The sequence below is a fragment of the Maribacter sp. TH_r10 genome (genome assembly GCF_033101095.1).
In the GTDB taxonomy this organism is placed as follows: domain Bacteria; phylum Bacteroidota; class Bacteroidia; order Flavobacteriales; family Flavobacteriaceae; genus Maribacter_A; species Maribacter_A luteus.
Genome location: NZ_JAWMPY010000007.1, coordinates 89310 through 109530, shown reverse-complemented (window position 1 = coordinate 109530; position 20221 = coordinate 89310). Strand labels below are relative to the sequence as shown.

At 40.5% G+C, this 20221-nt stretch carries 17 protein-coding genes; 9 read left to right on the top strand and 8 right to left on the bottom strand.

Features of this window, described 5'->3' with window-relative positions:
- The first annotated feature begins 10 nt into the window (after positions 1-10).
- Complete coding sequence (gene rlmB, locus R3X28_RS15370; RefSeq protein ID WP_317665484.1) at positions 11-748, top strand: 23S rRNA (guanosine(2251)-2'-O)-methyltransferase RlmB; 738 nt, start codon at positions 11-13, stop codon at positions 746-748.
- Here the strand turns inward: rlmB and R3X28_RS15365 are convergent, their stop codons facing one another.
- Positions 749-1498: a rhomboid family intramembrane serine protease gene (locus R3X28_RS15365; RefSeq protein WP_317665482.1), complete on the bottom strand. Its 750-nt coding sequence runs from the start codon at positions 1496-1498 to the stop codon at positions 749-751.
- Positions 1499-1648: 150 nt separating this feature from the next.
- Here R3X28_RS15365 and R3X28_RS15360 point away from each other — a divergent pair, with 150 nt between their 5' ends.
- Positions 1649-2926 carry a replication-associated recombination protein A gene (locus R3X28_RS15360; protein ID WP_317665480.1) on the top strand — a complete coding sequence of 426 codons (1278 nt, stop codon included), beginning with the start codon at positions 1649-1651 and terminating at the stop codon, positions 2924-2926.
- Here R3X28_RS15360 and R3X28_RS15355 read toward each other — a convergent pair.
- From R3X28_RS15355 to R3X28_RS15325, 7 genes are read right to left on the bottom strand one after another with little or no spacing between them, the layout of a single operon-like run.
- Complete coding sequence (locus R3X28_RS15355; RefSeq protein WP_317665478.1) at positions 2923-3777, bottom strand: hypothetical protein; 855 nt, start codon at positions 3775-3777, stop codon at positions 2923-2925. The two genes, R3X28_RS15360 and R3X28_RS15355, sit on opposite strands and share 4 nt — an antisense overlap.
- 13 nt (positions 3778-3790) lie before the next feature.
- Positions 3791-5224 carry a DUF5723 family protein gene (locus tag R3X28_RS15350; RefSeq protein ID WP_317665476.1) on the bottom strand — a complete coding sequence of 478 codons (1434 nt, stop codon included), beginning with the start codon at positions 5222-5224 and terminating at the stop codon, positions 3791-3793.
- Positions 5221-5769 carry a hypothetical protein gene (locus R3X28_RS15345; RefSeq protein WP_317665475.1) on the bottom strand — a complete coding sequence of 183 codons (549 nt, stop codon included), beginning with the start codon at positions 5767-5769 and terminating at the stop codon, positions 5221-5223. The genes R3X28_RS15350 and R3X28_RS15345 overlap by 4 nt, the downstream gene beginning before the upstream one ends.
- 53 nt (positions 5770-5822) lie before the next feature.
- The gene (locus R3X28_RS15340; RefSeq protein ID WP_317665474.1) at positions 5823-6512 is read right to left on the bottom strand and encodes a YjjG family noncanonical pyrimidine nucleotidase; all 690 of its coding nucleotides are present in this window, start codon (positions 6510-6512) and stop codon (positions 5823-5825) included.
- Positions 6505-7800 carry a polysaccharide deacetylase family protein gene (locus R3X28_RS15335; RefSeq protein ID WP_317665472.1) on the bottom strand — a complete coding sequence of 432 codons (1296 nt, stop codon included), beginning with the start codon at positions 7798-7800 and terminating at the stop codon, positions 6505-6507. Before R3X28_RS15335 ends, R3X28_RS15340 begins: the two co-directional genes overlap by 8 nt.
- 15 nt (positions 7801-7815) lie before the next feature.
- Positions 7816-8514 carry a RadC family protein gene (gene radC, locus R3X28_RS15330; protein ID WP_282054612.1) on the bottom strand — a complete coding sequence of 233 codons (699 nt, stop codon included), beginning with the start codon at positions 8512-8514 and terminating at the stop codon, positions 7816-7818.
- Between the two features lie 55 nt (positions 8515-8569).
- Positions 8570-9931 carry a UDP-N-acetylmuramate--L-alanine ligase gene (locus R3X28_RS15325; RefSeq protein ID WP_317665470.1) on the bottom strand — a complete coding sequence of 454 codons (1362 nt, stop codon included), beginning with the start codon at positions 9929-9931 and terminating at the stop codon, positions 8570-8572.
- Between the two features lie 257 nt (positions 9932-10188).
- On the opposite strand from R3X28_RS15325, the gene R3X28_RS15320 reads away from it, so the two are divergent.
- The 7 genes from R3X28_RS15320 to R3X28_RS15290 all read left to right on the top strand — a co-directional run bounded on the left by R3X28_RS15320 (position 10189) and on the right by R3X28_RS15290 (position 20168).
- Positions 10189-13074, top strand: a complete 2886-nt coding sequence (locus tag R3X28_RS15320) for a gliding motility-associated C-terminal domain-containing protein (RefSeq protein ID WP_317665468.1) — start codon at positions 10189-10191, stop codon at positions 13072-13074.
- A 3-nt stretch (positions 13075-13077) separates the two neighbouring features.
- Positions 13078-14016 (top strand): type IX secretion system membrane protein PorP/SprF, encoded by a 939-nt coding sequence (locus tag R3X28_RS15315; protein ID WP_317665466.1) that lies wholly within the window; start codon positions 13078-13080, stop codon positions 14014-14016.
- A gap of 2 nt (positions 14017-14018) precedes the next feature.
- Entirely contained in the window at positions 14019-16163 is a 2145-nt protein-coding gene (locus tag R3X28_RS15310) for an OmpA family protein (RefSeq protein WP_317665465.1), read from the top strand.
- A gap of 146 nt (positions 16164-16309) precedes the next feature.
- Positions 16310-16798: a GNAT family N-acetyltransferase gene (locus R3X28_RS15305; protein WP_317665464.1), complete on the top strand. Its 489-nt coding sequence runs from the start codon at positions 16310-16312 to the stop codon at positions 16796-16798.
- 94 nt (positions 16799-16892) lie between these two features.
- Complete coding sequence (locus tag R3X28_RS15300; RefSeq protein WP_317665463.1) at positions 16893-17207, top strand: cupin domain-containing protein; 315 nt, start codon at positions 16893-16895, stop codon at positions 17205-17207.
- A gap of 10 nt (positions 17208-17217) precedes the next feature.
- Positions 17218-19296 (top strand): prolyl oligopeptidase family serine peptidase, encoded by a 2079-nt coding sequence (locus R3X28_RS15295; RefSeq protein ID WP_317665461.1) that lies wholly within the window; start codon positions 17218-17220, stop codon positions 19294-19296.
- Positions 19297-19382: 86 nt separating this feature from the next.
- The gene (locus R3X28_RS15290) at positions 19383-20168 is read left to right on the top strand and encodes an SDR family oxidoreductase (protein ID WP_317665459.1); all 786 of its coding nucleotides are present in this window, start codon (positions 19383-19385) and stop codon (positions 20166-20168) included.
- The last annotated feature ends 53 nt before the right edge of the window (positions 20169-20221 follow it).

Genomic DNA, 20221 nt, shown 5'->3' with positions numbered 1-20221 from the left:
CCTTTGCCAAATGCAAAAACCCACTCAAATTTACGGTATAAGAGCCGTCATAGAAGCTATTAACGCAGGTGAGGCCATTGATAAGATCTTTATTCAAAAAGGGCTTAAAGGTGATTTATCGAAAGAATTGGAAGGCCTAATCCGTAAGAACGGGATAAATGCCTCTTACGTTCCGCCAGAGAAGCTATATAAACTCACCAAGAACAACCATCAGGGGGTTATCGCAAATATTTCACCGATTACCTTTTACGAGCTTGAAACCCTTGTCGAAAAGGTAATAGAAAACAAAGAGGCCCCTTTGTTCCTGTTGCTCGACCAACTTTCCGATGTGCGAAATTTCGGGGCCATTATCAGAACGGCTGAATGTACAGGTGTTGATGGCATAATCATCCAAAAGAAAGGTGCCGCACCCGTAACCGCGGACACCATCAAAACTTCTGCCGGTGCTGCCTTTAAAGTGCCTATTGCGAAAGTGGACCATATCAAAGACGCGGTCTATTACCTCCAAGCTTCCGGAATTTCAGTTACGGTAGCAACAGAAAAAACCAATGACACCATATATGATGTTTCCTTTAAGAAACCTTCTGCCATTGTTATGGGATCTGAAGATAAAGGTGTTTCACCTTCAGTCATTAAAGCGGCGGATTATACAGCAAAACTACCGTTATTGGGTGAGATAGAATCTTTGAACGTATCGGTCGCATGTGGAGTTTTTCTTTACGAGGTTGTTCGCCAAAGAATGGATTGATCAATCCTTTGCGGCATTCCCTCCATCCTTCGTCTTGTAGTGATAGGTTATCCGAACGGGCTCATCTTCTTGATGGATTTCTTCCGGTTTTCTTTCAATAAAATTACCGTCTTCATCAAAATGCCTTAAGAATTCGTCGGCATCCTCATTATAATCTTCATGTTCCCAATCGAACTTTTTGGATGATGGGGTATTCGCTTTTATGAAAAAGGCAAGTAGAAGTCCAGCTAGAAAACCTCCCAGATGTCCTTCCCAGGAAATACCATCCTTGATGGGAAAAACATACCAAAGAAGGCTTCCGTAAATAAAAACCACTACCAATGACAATGCAACCAACCGATAATATTTTGAAAAAATACCCTTGAAAAATATAAAACTGGCCAATACATAGATAATTCCACTTACCCCAATATGGTAAGATGGCCTTCCTACAGCCCAAGTAAACAGCCCGGAGAACAACAAGCCATATACCAATACTTTTATGGCGATATCCTTGTAGAAATAAAACAGGGAGGCGGTTAATATGGCTAATGGTATGGTGTTGTTATACAAATGTTCAACAGAACCATGGATAAACGGGCTGAATAAAACCCCTCTCAACCCTTTCAATGATCTGGGGTATACCCCAAAATGGTTAAAATTGGTATGCAGCTGCAGCTCTAACCAAAAAACGGCCCATATCAATATTACCCCTATCAAAGGGGCAACCACTACCGAATTGGTGAACTTAAAATAGTTGCTTTCAGACATTATCCTAAAATAATTCTATTATAAACAAAAAACCTACCGTAATCGATAAACATGATAAATTGTCATTTATTCCCTATTGTCACCTTCAATTGTTTACAATACTATATGGTAAGAAACGGATCAATCGTAACTTTGTTTTAAATTTACCCCATGAATGAACCATTGGCAGAAAGGGTACGCCCTAAAACCTTAGATGAGTATATTAGTCAAAACCATTTGGTTGGGGAGCAGGGTTCATTGACCCATCAGATAAAAAAAGGGATTATTCCGTCGTTGATTCTTTGGGGACCTCCAGGGACAGGAAAGACCACACTGGCCAATATCATAGCCCAAGAGAGCAAAAGACCCTTTTATACCCTTAGTGCCATAAACAGCGGGGTAAAGGATATTCGTGAAGTCATTGACAAGGCCAAACAAAGTGGTGGACTCTTTACTTCTAAAAACCCCATTTTATTTATTGATGAAATACATAGGTTCAGTAAATCGCAGCAAGATTCCTTATTAGGCGCCGTTGAAAAAGGATGGGTGACTTTGATCGGGGCCACTACCGAAAATCCCAGCTTTGAGGTAATTCCGGCTTTATTATCACGATGCCAAGTCTATGTCTTGAATGCCTTTGGCAAAGAAGACCTTGAAGCGCTTCTATCAAGGGCCATGCAGCAGGATGCTGTATTAAAATCAAAAAAAATAATACTTCAAGAAACAGAGGCTTTACTACGCTTATCGGGTGGTGATGGGCGTAAACTATTGAACATCTTTGAATTGGTCGTAAATTCGGAACAATCCGACAGTATTACAATTACGAACGAGTTGGTTTTGGGCAAAGTACAAAGCAACACCGTTCTTTATGACAAAACCGGGGAACAGCATTATGACATTATCTCGGCCTTTATCAAATCGATACGCGGTAGTGACCCCAATGGTGCGGTATATTGGTTGGCACGAATGATCGAAGGCGGGGAAGACCTAAAGTTCATTGCCCGTAGAATGTTGATTTCCGCATCAGAGGATATAGGATTGGCAAACCCTACGGCATTGGTCATTGCCAACAATACTTTTCAGGCGGTTACGACAATCGGCTATCCGGAAGCTCGGATTATCTTAAGCCAATGTGCCATTTATCTTGCCACTTCGGCAAAAAGCAATGCCAGCTATATGGCCATCAATATGGCCCAACAGACCGTTAAACAGACAGGAAACCTATCCGTTCCGCTTGCCTTACGTAATGCCCCGACAAAATTAATGAAAGATTTAGGGTATGGTAAAGACTACAAATATGCCCATGAATATGAAAACAATTTCGTGGATGAGGAGTTTTTACCAGAAGAACTAACCGGAACCAGTTTCTACAAACCCGGTAAAAACCCACGTGAAAACGCCATCGATGAGTTTTTGAAAAAACGATGGAAAGGCAAATATGACCTTTAGAATTTTATATTCAATTCCTCAGTTGTCATCTTACCGTTTGTATTATACTCCAAATACCATTTACCATCTTTTTTGAACACCATACCATTGGCCCCATTTTCATTGGCAACTGAAAAAACATCGGGCATGGAAGTCCGATATATTTTTAAACGTATTTTAGGGGTGCTATCTACAAGCTGATAACCGTTTTCTATTTCCTGAGCGTAAAGTATACCGGAATAATCTTCCTTTTCAGCCATAACCACCGATTCAACAGGCTCTGATTTTTTAATAGTCGACGTTACAGGCTCCTTGCTTTTGTAAGATTGGTTTTCGGGGGTGGCAACCTGCTGAACAACCGCAACATTCGGCTTGTTCTTCGGCACAACCGGTTTATCCCCTACCTCAGCAGGAACAACCACTGCGGAAACCATCTCCGTTCCTGACGGGGAATACTTATAATTAGAGTCTTTAATAGTTGAAAAGGCTTCTGTCAATGCTTCCCTATAGGAACTCTCATATTGTTTCTCCTTGCTAGTTCCCATAATGGTCGTAAGCACCTCTTTCGAAGCACAGTCTTTCAAAGTAATCGATGTTTTTGTGGTGAACATCGAGGACTCATCATTAATAAAAACCTGCAATCCCAAACAGCGATTACGCTCCAGATCAGGAGGCATGGCATCATCATAAACAGCATCGAAGCCATTCTGGGTGAAGAGATACTTAACCAAGGTACTGGTTTTATATTGGTTCTCCTTTTTAAAAGCATCGAACTTTTTGGGTACGATGACATATTTATAGGCGTTTAAATTTTCTTGGGAATACCCATAGGATATACCAAAAACAACAAGCAATACGATAAGTTTTTTCATGAAATCCGTTCTATCATTTCTTACCCCAAGATATGATATTTAATCCGAATTGAAAAGATGTATAATTACTATCTGCTATATTACTATAAGCGAGTAAATTATCTGCCATTAGATAGAAATTAACAGGACCAGCTTGGATGCTTGCCCCTAGCCCAACATTGGTAAATGTGAATTTATCGGCGGTATAAGTCGCTTTCATGGTCATAAAGTTGCCGAATCTTCTTTGATAAAAAGCCGTAATCGCACTTTGGGGGCCCCTTGGCCTATTGATCATATAAAGCTGACCTCCGATGCTATTCCTGTATTTGATAATGTTACGACTTTTACCACCTGTTCGGTAATCACAATCGCATGATGCGGCCCCTTGCATGGGTTCCCCAAAATTATACCTAATGGAGCCATATAGTTTTGTTGGCCTAAAAGTAACATAAGAGCTATACTCTTTTTCAAAAGGAATGAATTCCTCTACATCATCTACTAAATTTTGCCAAAAATCCTGATTTGGATCCACCAGGGCATCGGGTAATATGATCTCCATACCTTCAATAGTCGCCTCACCTTGCAAAGTAAAATTCTCAACATCGTTGGCATGGTATATAAATCCAAGATCCAACAAACTACCGGTAACGACCGTTTGGGGATTTAAATAATAGGTAAAACCCAAATCGACACCTAAGCCGAGATTACCCCCGAACAAACCTCTTTCTATAATCGTTGCGGCAACATCGTCATCATCCAATGCATGGTCTATGGCATTTACCCCAGATGTACGTAATTCCATATCGGCATTCAAAGTACTGGCATAAATATTGTTTTCACCTTCGGTGGTTACAAAATACCCATCATTATGCACTGAATTGAAATCAAAAATACTGGAATATATTTTCCCTCTAGCCCCAAGGATCAAATCCTTGTTCATCTGTTTATTGACACCAAAATGGAATACATTGAGCATTTCACCCCTTGTTTTCAAATGACTCAGATCAAAACGTTCATTAAGTCGGTCCGCGTTACCGTCATAACCTAAAATGGCATAATCACGAAACCAATACCCTATGGCATCCCCTTCATTATATAACCCGAAAGAATAAAATACACTGGGGTCCTTACCGCGAAACCCGCCACTGAATATTTCCAATTGATAGGTACCACTCAACTCATCCTGAACGGACATACCGTAAATGGCCCGGTCACGAACCTTATCATTGATATCGAGTCCATCATCGGCAAAAATATCATTGACAGAAATTCCACTGGATCCAGCTTGAAAAGAAATACCGGATAAGGCCGGGATACCTGCATACCAAGAAAAATCGGTTTCCATACCGGGATTGATCATCAAAGCTTGGGGAACCTCGTTAAAATCATATAACAACTGTTTGTTTTGGGCATGCATACTTATACCGGCCAAAAACAGGGTTATGACTAAAAATCTCTTTATTATCATCCTTTAATGCGAACAGTGAATTTACCGCTACTCTTTAAGGTTACCATGGGATCGTCTTGCGAAGAAGTGCTTACATTATCCCCATTATTGGTAGCGGTCACAGAAATACTCGAAGTATTTCGGATTATATTTAAGCTACGGCCAGAAGGGCCATAGGCTATTTCCCTTTGTAAAACAGCAGTAGGTTCGGAGGGCAAAACAAATTGTTCAGTATCCAAGACCGCTCCTGCTTCATCCAAAAACTCTATTTGAATCTCGATAGGTTTGCTGGTCGTATTCTCCACATTATAGGTGATTACCCCTTCCAAAACACGATCAGCGAAAATATCCTCGCTGAAAGCATCGAAGTTAAAATCTTGGGAATATGTATAACCAGAAGGCAAAAGATTTATGGCACTTTCCGGAACCTCTAAATAAAGCACACTGGCCTCATAGGTCGGGGTTACACTAAGATCATCATATTGATTGAAATCTTGTTCCTCAACACAGGAAAAAAGCAGCATTGCAGCAAGAACAGCATATAAATACCTACCTGACTTTTTCATTGTTCATAACCTTTTATCGACAAAAAGCATATAATGTTATACTATGTATAACTCTACAAATAACTTTTTATTTCACCCAAATCATGAATCATTTGACAAATTTCGTGGTCTGGCTCGTTATGTGCGTTAAAGTGTAAGGTTTGGAGCCCTACCGCCTTGGCCCCAAGGATATCGGCCTCTAAACTATCACCGATCATCATGGCCTTTTCCGAGGTGGTTTTTGCCTTTTCCAATGCCATTTCAAAAATCAATGGATTCGGTTTTTTAACTCCGGCCATTTCCGAGTTCACTACTTGATCGAAAAAATCACGGATATGGGCGTTCTTCAGCTTCCTTTCCTGTACTTCATGAAACCCGTTGGTAATAATATGCAATTTGTATTTTGGCTTCAAATACTCGAGCACCTCGATCGCATTGGGAAAAAGATGGTTGAAAGTCGAGAGGTTTTCTATATAATCGATTGCCAGTTGATCGATCGTATCATCTGACACCCCATATTTCAATTTATCGAATACTTTTTTCAATCGTTGGTATCGCAATTCTGATTTGGTGACTTTTTCATCCCTATAGAGTTTCCAATAGGCAAGGTTTATGGGGATATATATCTCAAGAAAGTCATTAAGGTCAACATCGACCTGATTGGCTTTCAAGATCCGCTCAAAAGTAAGTGCCGAATTCTTTTCAAAGTCCCACAGGGTATGGTCCAAGTCAAAAAAAACATCTGAAACCTTTTCGTTATACATGGTAGTTCTTTATTATTTCCTCATAGGTTTCTTTCCAATCTATATGGTGTTCATCACCTAAAATCTCGTTAGAAAATACCGTGATCAAAGCTCCATTTACTTTTTTCACTTCTTGGTACAATGCCTTTACCTTCTCTAAAATACTATGAAAAGACGCTTCATCCTGAAGGGCGTAATCCTGAAATGCAAAAGAATGTACCCTAATAGGCTGTTGTAATTCCATATTGATATCATACAGATAAAAAGGAAATGAAGTACCGGCCCTAAAGCCTATTTCATGGGTATATCCCATGGTAAAATCATCAGTGAACTCAGCATCGACCAAATTTCTATAGGTCTGTGGCACATCTACCCTATTATATCGCATCCTCACATAATCAACCTGCCTATTGATAACGTTCGAAAGGTCCTTTTTCTCTTTCCTCAATAATTCAACATCATTGAAAGAACTATAAGATGCTGCCAAGGAAACCTTACAATAATCGGCTATTGATTTTATCAAAAAGCGAAAATTGTTATTATTGGGGGATACGTTCTTGTCATAGGTGGAATATGAAGCGAACTGAAAAAAGAACTTACAGTTAAGATCATATTCCTTCCTTTTTTGAATAAGGAAATCAAAATTATCATAAGGATCTTTCTTAGGATTGAACCAGACCACGACCCTTTCATATAAACGTTTTAGCCTAAAATTGGCCAAATCGAGTAAAAAACCTGCAAGACTGCGGGTAAATCCACGGTGCGCATAGCAATGGGAAGTGGTAACATCGATGATCGAAGTGTATTTATAGGTTGGTTTTTTGACTTCCATATCAGGAAAACGCTCGAGTAACCTATCCAATAATTTATTCGCCCAAATATCTACAACAGGAAGGGTAAGGAAATTATTTTGGTACGCTAAACTATCCTTTGGGGAAAACCTACCATGCATGTCCTTTACATGGGGCAAGTATTCCTCATACCTTGAAAGCAAATAGAAACTGGCAGAAAATATGTCGAAAGGCAGGGCACTGTTCTCACCCGTAGAAAAAAAACAGGGAACACCTTCCCAATCGGAAACGTTGATTTGGATATCATTGATACCTTGTTCAAAAAGAAGATCGTTGCTCCGCACAAAGAACTCATTTTGCAAAGGTTGTTTCGTATAGGTAATCTTAGCCCCTGAATGCTTGATAAAGTCTTCGACCTTTGTGGTATAGGATACCTTTATCCCAAGTATCCTGGTAAATACCTGGCGCATAACGTAACTAAACCGTGGTGTAATTTTATGCGTATAGATCAGTAACATTTATGTCCTAAGTATTTATAAAATAGATTGATCGGCAAAACTAAAGTAATCCTTTTGGGTAATGATCAAATGGTCCAATATTTTTATATCCAAGGCCAAGGCGGCATTCTTAAGTTTTTGTGTCAGTTGTTTATCGGCATTGCTCGGCCTTAAGCCACCTGATGGGTGGTTATGTGCCAAAATAAGTCCGACAGCCCCTAACTCCAGCGCTTGTTTCATGACCAAGCGAACATCTACCAATGTTCCTGTGATGCCCCCTTTGCTCAATTGTGCCATGTGAATTACCTTATTGGAATTGTTCAGGTACACGATCCAAAATTCCTCATGGGGCAATTCGCCCAAATGGGGTTGTAAAAGTTCAAAAGCATCCTTACTACTAGATATTTTTGTAATTTTCTGGGCATCTTCCCCTCTTCGTCTTCGGCCTATTTCCAAAGCGGCGGCAATGGTAACGGCTTTAGCTTCCCCAATTCCCTTGAATTGCATCAACTGTTTAATGGAGAGTTTCCCCAATTCATTAAGGTTATTGTTCACAGAAGCCAATATACGTTTTGAAAGCTCAACTGCACTTTCATCCCTACTACCAGACCCGATCAAAATAGCGATCAGTTCAGCATCGGATAAAACGGATTTACCCTTTTGAACCAATTTTTCCCTTGGCTTATCATCATCTGACCAGTGCTTTATGGAAAAGGAAGTTGGCTTGTCTTGCATTTGTTAAAGATAGTCAACAAATAATTTCGATACGAAAATACCTGAAAAAAGATATTTAATTGCCTTGAACCAATGCTTTTACCGATGAGAGATCCAACCCACCATAATTACCCGAACTCATTAACAATAAAACGGAATTGCCATAATCCTGACCAAACACGAAATCTTTAAAGGCTTCCGATTCGGTGAAGATTTTTAAATCATCCCGATCAAAAGCTTCTGAAATTTGTTCTGGAGTAACCTCTTTCAATTTTTTGATCTTTACCGATTCCGGTAAAAAGAAAACAACCGCTTCATCGGCAGCATCCAACGCTCCCTTATATTCCTTTAGAAAATCGGCATTGAAGCTACTATAGGTATGCAGTTCCAGACAAGCGATTACCTTTCTATCAGGATACTGCTCCTTTACCGCATTGGTAGTGGCCATCACCTTACTAGGTGAGTGTGCAAAATCCTTATACACAACCGCGGTATTGGATTCCGCAATTTTCTCCAATCGCTTAGATGCACCTGAAAACGTACCGATGGCCTCATAAAAATCATCCTCATCGACCCCCATGTTCTGACAAATCCACTTAGCACCTGCCAAATTACTCAGGTTATGCTTCCCGAAAACCTCTATGGGCATAGGACCTTCCGGTGTTTCAAGCAGTGTTTGACCATCTTCAACGGAATACTCCGGAGTACGGTAAGGTAACTTTCTGATTGTATTTTCTGAGGCTTCGACTACCTTTTTCACTTCAGGATCCTCCTCATTATATGTAACACTTCCTCCCTTAACGATACTATCAACGAAAATCTGAAATTGTTCCACGTAGTTCTCAAAAGTAGGAAACACGTTAATATGGTCCCAAGCAATACCACTCAACAAAGCGATATTAGGTTTGTAAAGATGGAATTTCGGCCTTCTGTCAATTGGTGAGGAAAGGTACTCATCCCCTTCCAGGACAATAAAATCGTTCTCCTCGGTCAAATGTACCATACGGTCAAACCCATCCAATTGGGCCCCGACCATATAATCGACTTCGATACCATGATAATTCAATACATGTAAGATCATCGAGGTAATGGTCGTCTTCCCATGACTGCCCCCAATGACCACACGGGTTTTATCCTTGGATTGCTCATACAGGAATTCAGGATAGGAATAAATGGTAACACCTAATTCCTGTGCCTTTAATAACTCAGGGTTATCCGGTTTGGCATGCATCCCAAGAATAACGGCATCCAATCCCGCATGTATTTTATCAGGAAACCAACCAAACTCCTCCGGGAGTAGATTTTTTTCGGCCAACCTGGTTTTTGAAGGTTCAAAAATGATATCATCACTTCCTGAAATGATATATCCTTTATGGTGAAGCGCTAAGGCAAGATTGTGCATGGCACTACCTCCTATGGCGATAAAATGTATTTGCATGAAAATCTAATTATGAGGCAAAGATAGGCATTGCCGTCCCGAAAAAAAACCTCAAAACCTACTCCTGTACATCAATTCAAATTACCCACAAAATCCACCTTTTTTCGATGAAATACACAAATTTTAAAAAATCTAGCTACTGTTTTTGTAAGATTCACCCTTCATATACATTCGTTTACAACATTTATTATACCACACTTAATCACCGATATACATTTGTTCTTGGGTAAAATCCATTTTACCATTAACAACATAGAATGACCAATTTAAATTTAATGAAGACCTTATTGCAATTAGCTTTCGTACTTTGCATATTGCTCTTCTCAACAAAAACCATGGCACAATGCGCAGGTACCGACAACACGGTGACCATATGCACAAAAGATGCCGATGAGACCAACAAAACATTTGACCTTTTTACCCAATTAGGAGGTAGTCCCACTACCGGAGGCACATGGTCTACCAACGATCCCGCTAATTTTTATGCGTTAGACCGAAACACCGGTATCCTAAATCTTTGGGATGTTAAAAATTCTGGCCAGCATGAGTTCACTTATACGAATGATTGTAGTGGAAACGTGGAATCCGCAACCATTACAATCAATTTGGGCGGATACCCCGGGGAAGACAATATCGATGGTTCGGCAGATGCATGTGGTGACGACCCCAGAGTAAATCTACACGGTTATATTGGTGATGAAACAGAAGGTAAATTCCAAGATTTCAATGGAACCTGGGATGCCGTGACACCAGAAGCGGCCCCTTATTTATCACTCAACTTTTTCGATGCGGCATCGGCTGGTCCTGGTATATACGAATTTACGCATACCGTACCCGCTGTTGGTCCTTGTCCTAGCCGTCAGGCACGATTAATTTTAGAAGTACAAAGACCTGCCAATTCAGGTATCGGTTCAAATCTAACGGTCTGTACAACAGATGACCTATCAGGTTATACGGATTTTAATTTAAATGGCCTGCTTGAAGACGAAGATATAAACGGGACTTGGTCCGAAGGACCAAATACGGATCAATTATCCGACCTTACCGACCAAAATATAGACATACAAGCGATTAGGGATCGCCATACTTATGGCACTTTCACTTTCACTTACACCGTTTACCCTTCACATGCGGTATGTGACATTCATAGAACCCAAGTAGAAATTACGATACTGCCCACATTGATCGCAACAATGAACGCATCCAATTTCTGTTCGGGCGACACTAAATATCGAATAGATATCACCGATTATGACGATACCTTGATCGGCAATGGCACCTATTCCGTCACTTACGGATTAAGTTCCGCAAGTGGAACAAATTCAGAAACCACTGCCTTGATACTGAACAATGACAAAACCGGCTCTTTTCAAATTGATGCCAATCTTGTACAGACGAACGAGACCACTACCCTTTCCATTATATCTTTAGGAGAGGATGTTTGTCCGGACATTCAGGTATCGCCCATACAGTTCATTGAAACGGACCCCATGGTAGATGTAACCGATGCTTGTGAAGCAAATTCCGTTTCAGTTACCTTGAGCGATATCTTTGACCCGTCATACAATTTGGCCAATGGCACCTATGATGTCAATTATACGATAACCGCACCAAGTGGCACTGAAACCGTGCACCAAGCAAATGCTATCGCTTTTAGTTCTGGTCGTGCGAACTTCACCATTCCTGCTACCCAAATTCTAGAAACTGGGGAATACACTTTTAATTTTGAAGTGGAAAACGGTTTTCCATTGGATTGTGAAATAACCGATACGGCAATGATCACGCCCATACCCGAAGCAATTGATTTGAATCTTCTGGTCGATAATTCTTGCAATGCTACCAGTATAGATGTAATGGTCAGTGCCCCTACTCTGGATGACGGTGCATATGAAGTGACCTACGAAGTAATCTCCCAAGAGACAAATACCATACTTATTAATAACTCGATAAATTTTAATGGTGGTACCGCGGACTATGAAATTGATGTTACCACCCTTGAACAGGGCAATTATACGGTAACCGTAAAGAGCACACAGAACGATACCACTCCGTGTAGAACGGAATTTGATTTTGAGATAAGTGAGAATTTTGCCGTTGAAGGTGTGCCGGCCTTACCTGAAGCCGAAGCTGTACAAACATTTTGTTTGGCCGAATATTCACCAGGATTACCAACCCTACAGGATATCATAGTAATCGCCAATGGTGAAATGTTATTTTATGACACTGCTACCGATATGGATATTCTTCCGTTAGATACCGAACTTGTCGATGGTGAAGATTATTTTATATCGAACATAGACCCGAACAACAACTGTGAAGGTTCTGACAGAATTCAAGTTACCGTTAACCTTTCTGACCCGGAATCGCCCACCTTACTGGCTGGAAACCCTACTTTTTGTGGTTCTGAAAATCCGACAGTGACCGATTTGAATACAAGCGTATCCAGCAGCGGGGAAATTGTATGGTACGAATCCGCCACCGACGGAACAGCACTGAGCAATGACACTGCCCTTACCAATGGAAAAAGTTACTATGCTGCAACAGAAATTAACGGACTTTGCCAAAGTTCGGAGAGAATAGAGATAACACCCACTGTATATGAACTTGAAGCGGCTACTTTGGAATTTTCCACATTGGCGCTTTGCGGATTGGACGATCCTACGATTACAGATTTACGTGAAGCCGAGAGCGATTCTTCTTATACCGTGCTTTGGTATGATACACCCGAAAATGGCACTCCTTTGGACGATAGCACTTTATTGACTACAGGTACAACGTATTATGCGGAAAGCTACAATCCGGATACGGGTTGTATGAACCCTGAACGAATGGCCATTACCATTGACCTTACGAACTGTGAACCCGAGGATTACGGTTTTTTCATCCCTGACGGATTTTCACCAAACGGAGATGGCCGCAATGATACTTTTTTTGTACCAAACATCGAAGTCATCTTTCCCGAATTCACCTTGGAAATACTAAACCGCTATGGCACATCCTTGTTCAAAGGAGATAGGAACAAACCCGCTTGGAACGGGAAAAACGGAAACAACACCGCCCCGAACGGCGTGTATTTCTACATTATTGACTATAACAAAGAAGGTCACACCCCAGTTCAGGGCAGATTGTACCTCAACCGCTAAACCATGAAAAAAATACACCATTATTTTATTTTCCTGATATTAGTGTGTGCCATGGGCTATGGGCAACAAGACCCTCAATACACACAGTACATGTACAACATGAGCGTTGTAAACCCAGCCTATACCACCAATGAAGTGGGTATGCTCAATTTAGGTGCACTATACCGCTCACAATGGAAAAATGCCGTGGGCAGTCCCAAAACACTTACATTTTTCGCACATGCCCCTATGAGCGATAAAATTGAAATGGGCCTTTCTTTCATTACTGACGATATCGGTGATGGTGCCCTAAAGGAAAACAACATCTATGCTGATTTTGCTTATATATTGAAATTGGATGAAAAAAGTAATCTCTCATTGGGCCTTAAAGGCGGTATTACCACTTTTGAGACCAATTTCAACGGTTTTATGCTTCCTGAATTTCAGGATGACCCCGCTTTCAATGAAAACATGAACAGCACTTTCCCGAATATTGGTATCGGTGCTTTTTACCATCGTGAACATTTTTATGCAGGAATCTCCGCCCCCAACCTGCTAACCACAAAACATCTTGAGAACGAAAACGGCATTAATCGTATTGGTTCAGAGAACATCCATGTTTTTATAACCTCTGGTTATGTTTATGAATTGAATACGGACGTGAAAATAAAACCTTCGGTACTCGCTAAAATGGTACAAGGTTCTCCATTGACTTTCGATGTTTCACTCAACGCTCTTTTCTTGGACCGTTTTGAAGGCGGATTATCCTATCGTTTGGAAGATTCGGTAAGTGCCATGTTCAATATTGCGGCCACACCAGGATTACGAATAGGCTATGCTTATGATTACACACTATCTAACCTGAGTACGTACAGTTCCGGTTCCCACGAAATATTTGTTCTTTTTAACCTCGATTTACTTGGCCTAGGCAAAGGATACGACAAATCACCAAGATTCTACTAAACATGAAAAAAACACTCTTCATATTGTTTATTCTGGGTCTTACGGTGCAAACCTATGGCCAACAAGAACTTAAACGGGCAAACACTTATTTTGAACGCGCCTATTATAGCGATGCCATTCCACTTTATGAGCAATTGCTACCGAGAAACAAAAGCTCAAAACTCATAAAAAACCTTGCGGATTGTTATTACCATACGTTCAACATGAAGGCAGCGGCCCGATGGTACGGCTATCTAACTTCCAATTATGGTGAAAGTATTGATGAAAGCTATTATTTTAAACTGAACCAATCCCTCAAGGCAATAGGTGAATACGAAAAAGCAAACAATACACTCATCGATTTCTATACGGCAAAAGGTAAGCCTGACAAGGTTCTTACTATGCAGGAAGACTTCAACTATATTGAAAACGTACGTGCCATTGGGGAACGATTCAAAATACAAAACCTCAACATAAATACGTCTACATCGGAATTCGGTGCGGCACGCATAGATGCCAACTTGGTGTATAGTGCATCCCGAAAACACGCAATAGGTTTACCGAAATTATATCGCTGGAACAACGAAAAATACCTTGATATTTACAGTCATCCCATAGACAAACTAACCATGGGGGATAGTCTTAGCGTTTCATTGAGCAGTACCATCAATTCAAAATTGCACGAGGGCACTTTTGCGATGACCAAAGACCGACGAACAATCTATTTTACCAGAAACAGCAAGCAAAAAACCGAGGACGATAAAATCAGTAACCTTAAGATTTATCGCGCGGAATTAATTGATGGGGCTTGGAAAAATATTACCCCTTTACCTTTTAACGGTGATGATTTCTCCACGGAACACCCTGCTTTAAGTCCTGACGGAACAAAACTCTATTTCGCATCGGACCGTGAAGGGGGTTTTGGGTCTTTTGATCTCTATGTCGTAAGTATTCAAAAGGATGGTATCTTCGGAACCCCGCAAAATCTAGGTAAGGAAATCAATACCGATAAAAAAGAACAATTTCCGTTTATTGATGAAAACGGCAATCTATATTTTGCCTCTAACGGCCACCCAGGTTTTGGATTGTTGGATGTTTTCTTATCTAAATCCAAAAATGGAAGCTTTAAGAAACCCGATAACCTAGGATTACCGGTAAATAGCGGTTATGATGATTTTTCATTGTCACTGGATCCTAATTCGAATACCGGATATTTCTCATCCAATCGTCCCGGTGGAAAAGGTAGTGATGACATTTATTCCTTCTCGGAAACCAAACCACTTATCATCGAAGATTGCAAACAGTTCATTACCGGGGTCATTACCGACAAAACAACAAAAATTCCATTAGCCAATGCAACGGTGGAACTTTTGGATGCTGATGGAAATCTAATCGAAAAGATCACTACCACTACTGATGCTTCTTTCAAATTCGAAGTAACGTGTACCTTTGAATATCAATTAAAAGCTTTTAAGGAAGGTTATGAAGACAATTCAAAGACTATTATCACCGATACCGAAAGGGATGCGACAAAAGACGGCTCATTAGCGCTCTATTCCATTCAAAAACGGGAAGCCCAAAAGGCGAAGGAAATTAAAGCCAAAAAAGAGGCGGCGGAAAAAGAGGCATTGACAGAGAAAAAAAGACTGGAAGAACAAGAGAAAGTCGCCGAATTGGCACGCCTTCAAAAAGAGAAAGAAAATACCATTAAACAAAAGGCCGAACAAGCACAAAAGGAGCGTGAGCGCCTCAAAAAGATTGATGCCATAATTGCCAAAGAAGATGCCATTGTTAAGGATAAAGAACGGATTGTCATCAAAACAGAAGAAATCCATTTCGATTATAGCCTTTGGTATTTACGGCGCGAATCGCGGGAGCGATTGGCGAAAGTCATTACCATAATGAAACAAAACCCTGGCATGGTCATAGAAATAGGCACACATACCGATATTCGAGGCAATGCGGAATACAATCGTGATCTTTCGCAGAAACGGGCCGACTCTGCCAAGGAATTCATGGTCAAAAACGGAATTGCGAAAGAACGTGTCATCGCAAAAGGATATGGGGAATCACAACCTATCGTAAAATGTGAAACCGAGGAAAGCTGTTCTGAAGAAGATCATGAATGGAACAGAAGGTGTGAACTCATAGTGGTCAAATGGGAATAACGCATCCCAATTGCCGAGTCCTGGAATAAAACAATAAGATAACATTCACCCCGGATTTTGCCCCAAGTCATATATGGCTTGGGGCTTTTTTATTTCTTTCGGTATTCTTTATATCTTCGTTACGGACAATTAAAGCAACGACCAAATTGAACATTAGAAAAGCAACAGAAACCGATATTGACCAAGTCTGGGACATATTCTCAAAAGTGATTGAAACTGGAGATACATACGTATTCAATCCCAATACACCTAAAAGAGATTTAACAAAGCATTGGTTTGCCGATTACATGCAAACTTATGTGCTTGAAGAAAATGGACAAATTCTTGGCACGTATATCATTAAACCGAACCAAATAGATTTAGGAAACCATATTGCAAATTGCAGTTATATGGTAAGTCCAAAAGCCCAAGGAAAAGGCATTGGAAAGAAACTTTGTGAACATTCCCTCAAAATAGCGAAGGAAAATAGTTTTGAAGGAATCCAATTCAATATTGTGGTAAGCACCAATAAAGGAGCTGTTGAATTATGGAAAAAATACGGATTTAAAATAATCGGAACTACGCCTAAAGGATTCAGACACGCTGAACTAGGATTGGTCGACACTTTTATTATGTTCAAAGATTTGAATGAATAACTTAAACTGTCTTTAAATGGTGTTACTAATATAACCGAAAAGTTTACATTTTCCTTCGGTACGTTTTAAACACAAACTATAAAAAAATTGCAACATGATCCTATCCAATATTCCTTCTAAAGAAATAATGCCCGGTTACCATGGTAAATTGGTGCACTCCGAAAACATGTCCATCGCCTTCTGGGAAGTCGAAAAAGGTGCGGAGGTCCCTGAACATTCCCATATGAACGAACAGATTATGCATGTTATAAAGGGTACCTTTGAATTTACTTTAGATGGAGTTACCGATGTGTATATTCCAGGAGATTTGGTAATCATTGCCCCGAATGTACCCCATAGCGGCAAGGCATTGACACCTTGTAAACTAATGGATGTTTTTAGCCCCACACGAGAAGAATATAAAATTTGAAAATTAACTTATGAATAGATTTTTATTTTCCTTATTTTCTTTCTGTTTATTATTGTCCTGTAAACAAGAAATTTCTAAAACAATAAACTATCCTAAGATAGATAACAGTAGAACAGATGTTGAAGAATTCGGTATCAAATATAATAACGACTACTCCAATTTAGAAGACATCAAAAAAGAGGTTAACCAAAATTGGTTCCTGAAACAAGACAGTCTTACGGCCGATTATTATAAATCTGTGGATAGAGAGAGCGCCTTCAATTATTTTAGCGATCTATATGTAGGGGATGATTACAATCGTTACCAGTACGAAGCATACAAAGAGCATAATTTTTATTGGTTGGACAACGATAGCACACAGGTGCTATTTAAAAGTGATTCTTCAGGTAAGGGTGAAATACCGGTTTTTTCCACCTCAATGGACAATACCGTCCATTTTTATTCCCCCCACCCCGACGGTTCAAAATTCATACTTTTCATCAGTGATGAAAAGGGGGATTTTTTAAAGGTGATCTCCACCGAAAGCGGCGATACATTATTCCAAACGGACAAGGACATGAACATGCAGCAGGCCTCTTGGGCCGTATGGGCCTCGACGGACCATATCGTATATACCGGATGGCCGCACACTGAAGATACACGGAATTCCTATATAGCCATGGCCGATATCCGTACCGGGGCCATAAAGGTCATATTCGACGGGGGTCAGGTCAAAGATTATGATCCCGAGGATTTTTTACGCCCGGACATATCCGTCGGATCGAACAAACTACAGGCGTTCGTCATTACCGCAAGCGAACATTTTACGGGATATAGCGCGGATATTTCCAATATAGAATCGGATTATACCTGGGAATATATATATGGCCAAAAGGACAGCATATTATATTGGCCAAAACAAAGGGGTGACAACATGTATTTCCTTAGATATAAGGGAGGAAAAAAAACATTGATGAGATCAACATTGGAATCAATGGGCGACCCCACCAAGGACGTGGTTCTATTCAAGCCGGAAAAAGAAGAGATGACCATTACCGATTATGCGGTTTCCGAAAAAAATGTTTATGCCATTACTTCAAAGAACGGGATGGATGAGACTTTATATTATGTCGATAACCAAGGAAAATCTGAAATAATAGAACTGGATTACCCTATTTCCGATATTCAATTTTACCATACATCCACCACATCAAATGAAATAACCATAATACAGAACGATTGGAAGTACAACCTTTCCTATTTAAGTATCAACGATTCATTGGAGATAAAGCCCCTTGATAAGCTAACCAGGAAAACCCCTGAATCCTTTAAGGATATCACTACGGAGATCATAGAGGTAGAATCCCATGATGGTACCATGGTCCCGATGACCATAGTCAGAAACAGGGAAAAAAAACAGGATGGCAAGGGTAAGGGGGTCGTTTATGCCTATGGGGCTTATGGTTTCTCAGTGGAACCTTTTTACGAAATGCCCCTTTTGGACTTTGTTTCCAAGGGAAATGTTTTCGCTGTTGCCCATGTAAGGGGCGGGGCCGAAAAAGGACTGAAATGGTACAAGGACGGAATCAAGGAAAAAAAATCCAATTCTTGGAAGGACCTCTTGTGGTGCTCCCAATATTTAAAGGACCAGGGTTATGTCGACAAAGACCGATTGGGGGTGTGGTGTTCCAGTGCAGGGGGCATTACCGCGGGAATGGCTGTTAACGAAAACCCTGATATGTTCAAGGCCTTTGTGGGGGCAGTTCCCACTTTGAACCCTTCGAGACTAGGATACCAAGAAAACTATGATGCCAGTGATTACGATTATGATTTCGGTGACATAAGTACCATTGATGGATTCAAATCACTCATGGCACTTGACCCGGTGGTTAATTTCAAAAAGAACACGGTTTACCCAAGTACGTTGATGATGTCAGGAGCATTGGACGAACAAATACCTCTATACAATACGGCCAAGTATATAGCATTGTTGCAGAATTACTGCCCCGATCCAAAACGCACCTACCTATTGGATGTTTACGAGGATGAAGGTCATTATGTTCCTCAAGAAACTTTTTCAGCAATGCTCTTTTTCAACAATGAATTATAAATTTTAAATATCCAATACTCCTGCAGTAGAGCTTTCAATAATATTCAATCTAACTTATACTTATATTCAATAAATTAATTGCTCATATGAACATTTCACTAATAGGTAAAAACGCATTGGTCGGCGGCAGTAGCCGAGGAATAGGAAAGGCCATCGCAGAACAATTGGCCAATAGCGGTGCCCGAGTAACACTTATGGCGCGGACCGAGGAAAAATTGAAAAACATCATTGCTTCATTGCCTACCCATAACGGCCAACACCATGATTATCTAGTGGTAGACTTCAATGATCTTGAAGCATATAAAACCACTATTACACGTTATTTTAAAAATAACACCATCGATATTTTGGTCAATAATACCCAGGGGCCCAAAGCCGGTGGGGCAATGGACGTGCATATAGATGATTACCAAACAGCGTTCGACCTGCTTTTCAAAAGCGTTGTTTATACAACGGAATTGGCTTTGGAGCATATGATCAAGAACCGATGGGGCCGTATCATCAATGTAGCTTCGGTTTCGGTTAAGGAACCCCTAAGTTATTTGGCCCTATCAAATTCCATTAGGGCGGCATTGGTTACATGGGCCAAAACTTTGGCAACGGATGTAGGCCCATATCAGATTACCGTGAACAGCGTTCTTACGGGTTATTTTGATACCGAACGCATAGCCCAGTTAAACGCTAAAAAAGCGGAACAGCTAGGTATTCACGAGAATGAAGTCCTTGCTGAAATGGAAACCAGAGTACCGGTCAGGAGAATCGGGGACCCAAAGGAATATGGATACCTTACCACCTTCTTAGCTTCAGATCAAGCCGCATATATAACAGGCACCCAAATCCCGATTGATGGGGGACTATTAAAAAGTCTTTAGACTTTGGCCAAACTATGGTAGGTGAGTCCTATTCACTAACGGAATAGTATCAT

What these genes read in the sequence shown, in the direction of transcription:
- R3X28_RS15310 (WP_317665465.1), top strand. Translation starts at nt 14,019, where the DNA reads ATGAAAAAAACACTCTTCATATTGTTTATTCTGGGTCTTACGGTGCAA.
- R3X28_RS15365 (WP_317665482.1), bottom strand. Translation starts at nt 1,498, where the DNA reads ATGTCTGAAAGCAACTATTTTAAGTTCACCAATTCGGTAGTGGTTGCC.
- R3X28_RS15340 (WP_317665474.1), bottom strand. Translation starts at nt 6,512, where the DNA reads ATGTATAACGAAAAGGTTTCAGATGTTTTTTTTGACTTGGACCATACC.
- R3X28_RS15355 (WP_317665478.1), bottom strand. Translation starts at nt 3,777, where the DNA reads ATGAAAAAACTTATCGTATTGCTTGTTGTTTTTGGTATATCCTATGGG.
- R3X28_RS15300 (WP_317665463.1), top strand. Translation starts at nt 16,893, where the DNA reads ATGATCCTATCCAATATTCCTTCTAAAGAAATAATGCCCGGTTACCAT.
- R3X28_RS15360 (WP_317665480.1), top strand. Translation starts at nt 1,649, where the DNA reads ATGAATGAACCATTGGCAGAAAGGGTACGCCCTAAAACCTTAGATGAG.
- R3X28_RS15295 (WP_317665461.1), top strand. Translation starts at nt 17,218, where the DNA reads ATGAATAGATTTTTATTTTCCTTATTTTCTTTCTGTTTATTATTGTCC.
- rlmB (WP_317665484.1), top strand. Translation starts at nt 11, where the DNA reads ATGCAAAAACCCACTCAAATTTACGGTATAAGAGCCGTCATAGAAGCT.
- R3X28_RS15350 (WP_317665476.1), bottom strand. Translation starts at nt 5,224, where the DNA reads ATGATAATAAAGAGATTTTTAGTCATAACCCTGTTTTTGGCCGGTATA.
- R3X28_RS15345 (WP_317665475.1), bottom strand. Translation starts at nt 5,769, where the DNA reads ATGAAAAAGTCAGGTAGGTATTTATATGCTGTTCTTGCTGCAATGCTG.
- R3X28_RS15320 (WP_317665468.1), top strand. Translation starts at nt 10,189, where the DNA reads ATGACCAATTTAAATTTAATGAAGACCTTATTGCAATTAGCTTTCGTA.
- R3X28_RS15315 (WP_317665466.1), top strand. Translation starts at nt 13,078, where the DNA reads ATGAAAAAAATACACCATTATTTTATTTTCCTGATATTAGTGTGTGCC.
- radC (WP_282054612.1), bottom strand. Translation starts at nt 8,514, where the DNA reads ATGCAAGACAAGCCAACTTCCTTTTCCATAAAGCACTGGTCAGATGAT.
- R3X28_RS15325 (WP_317665470.1), bottom strand. Translation starts at nt 9,931, where the DNA reads ATGCAAATACATTTTATCGCCATAGGAGGTAGTGCCATGCACAATCTT.
- R3X28_RS15290 (WP_317665459.1), top strand. Translation starts at nt 19,383, where the DNA reads ATGAACATTTCACTAATAGGTAAAAACGCATTGGTCGGCGGCAGTAGC.
- R3X28_RS15335 (WP_317665472.1), bottom strand. Translation starts at nt 7,800, where the DNA reads ATGTTACTGATCTATACGCATAAAATTACACCACGGTTTAGTTACGTT.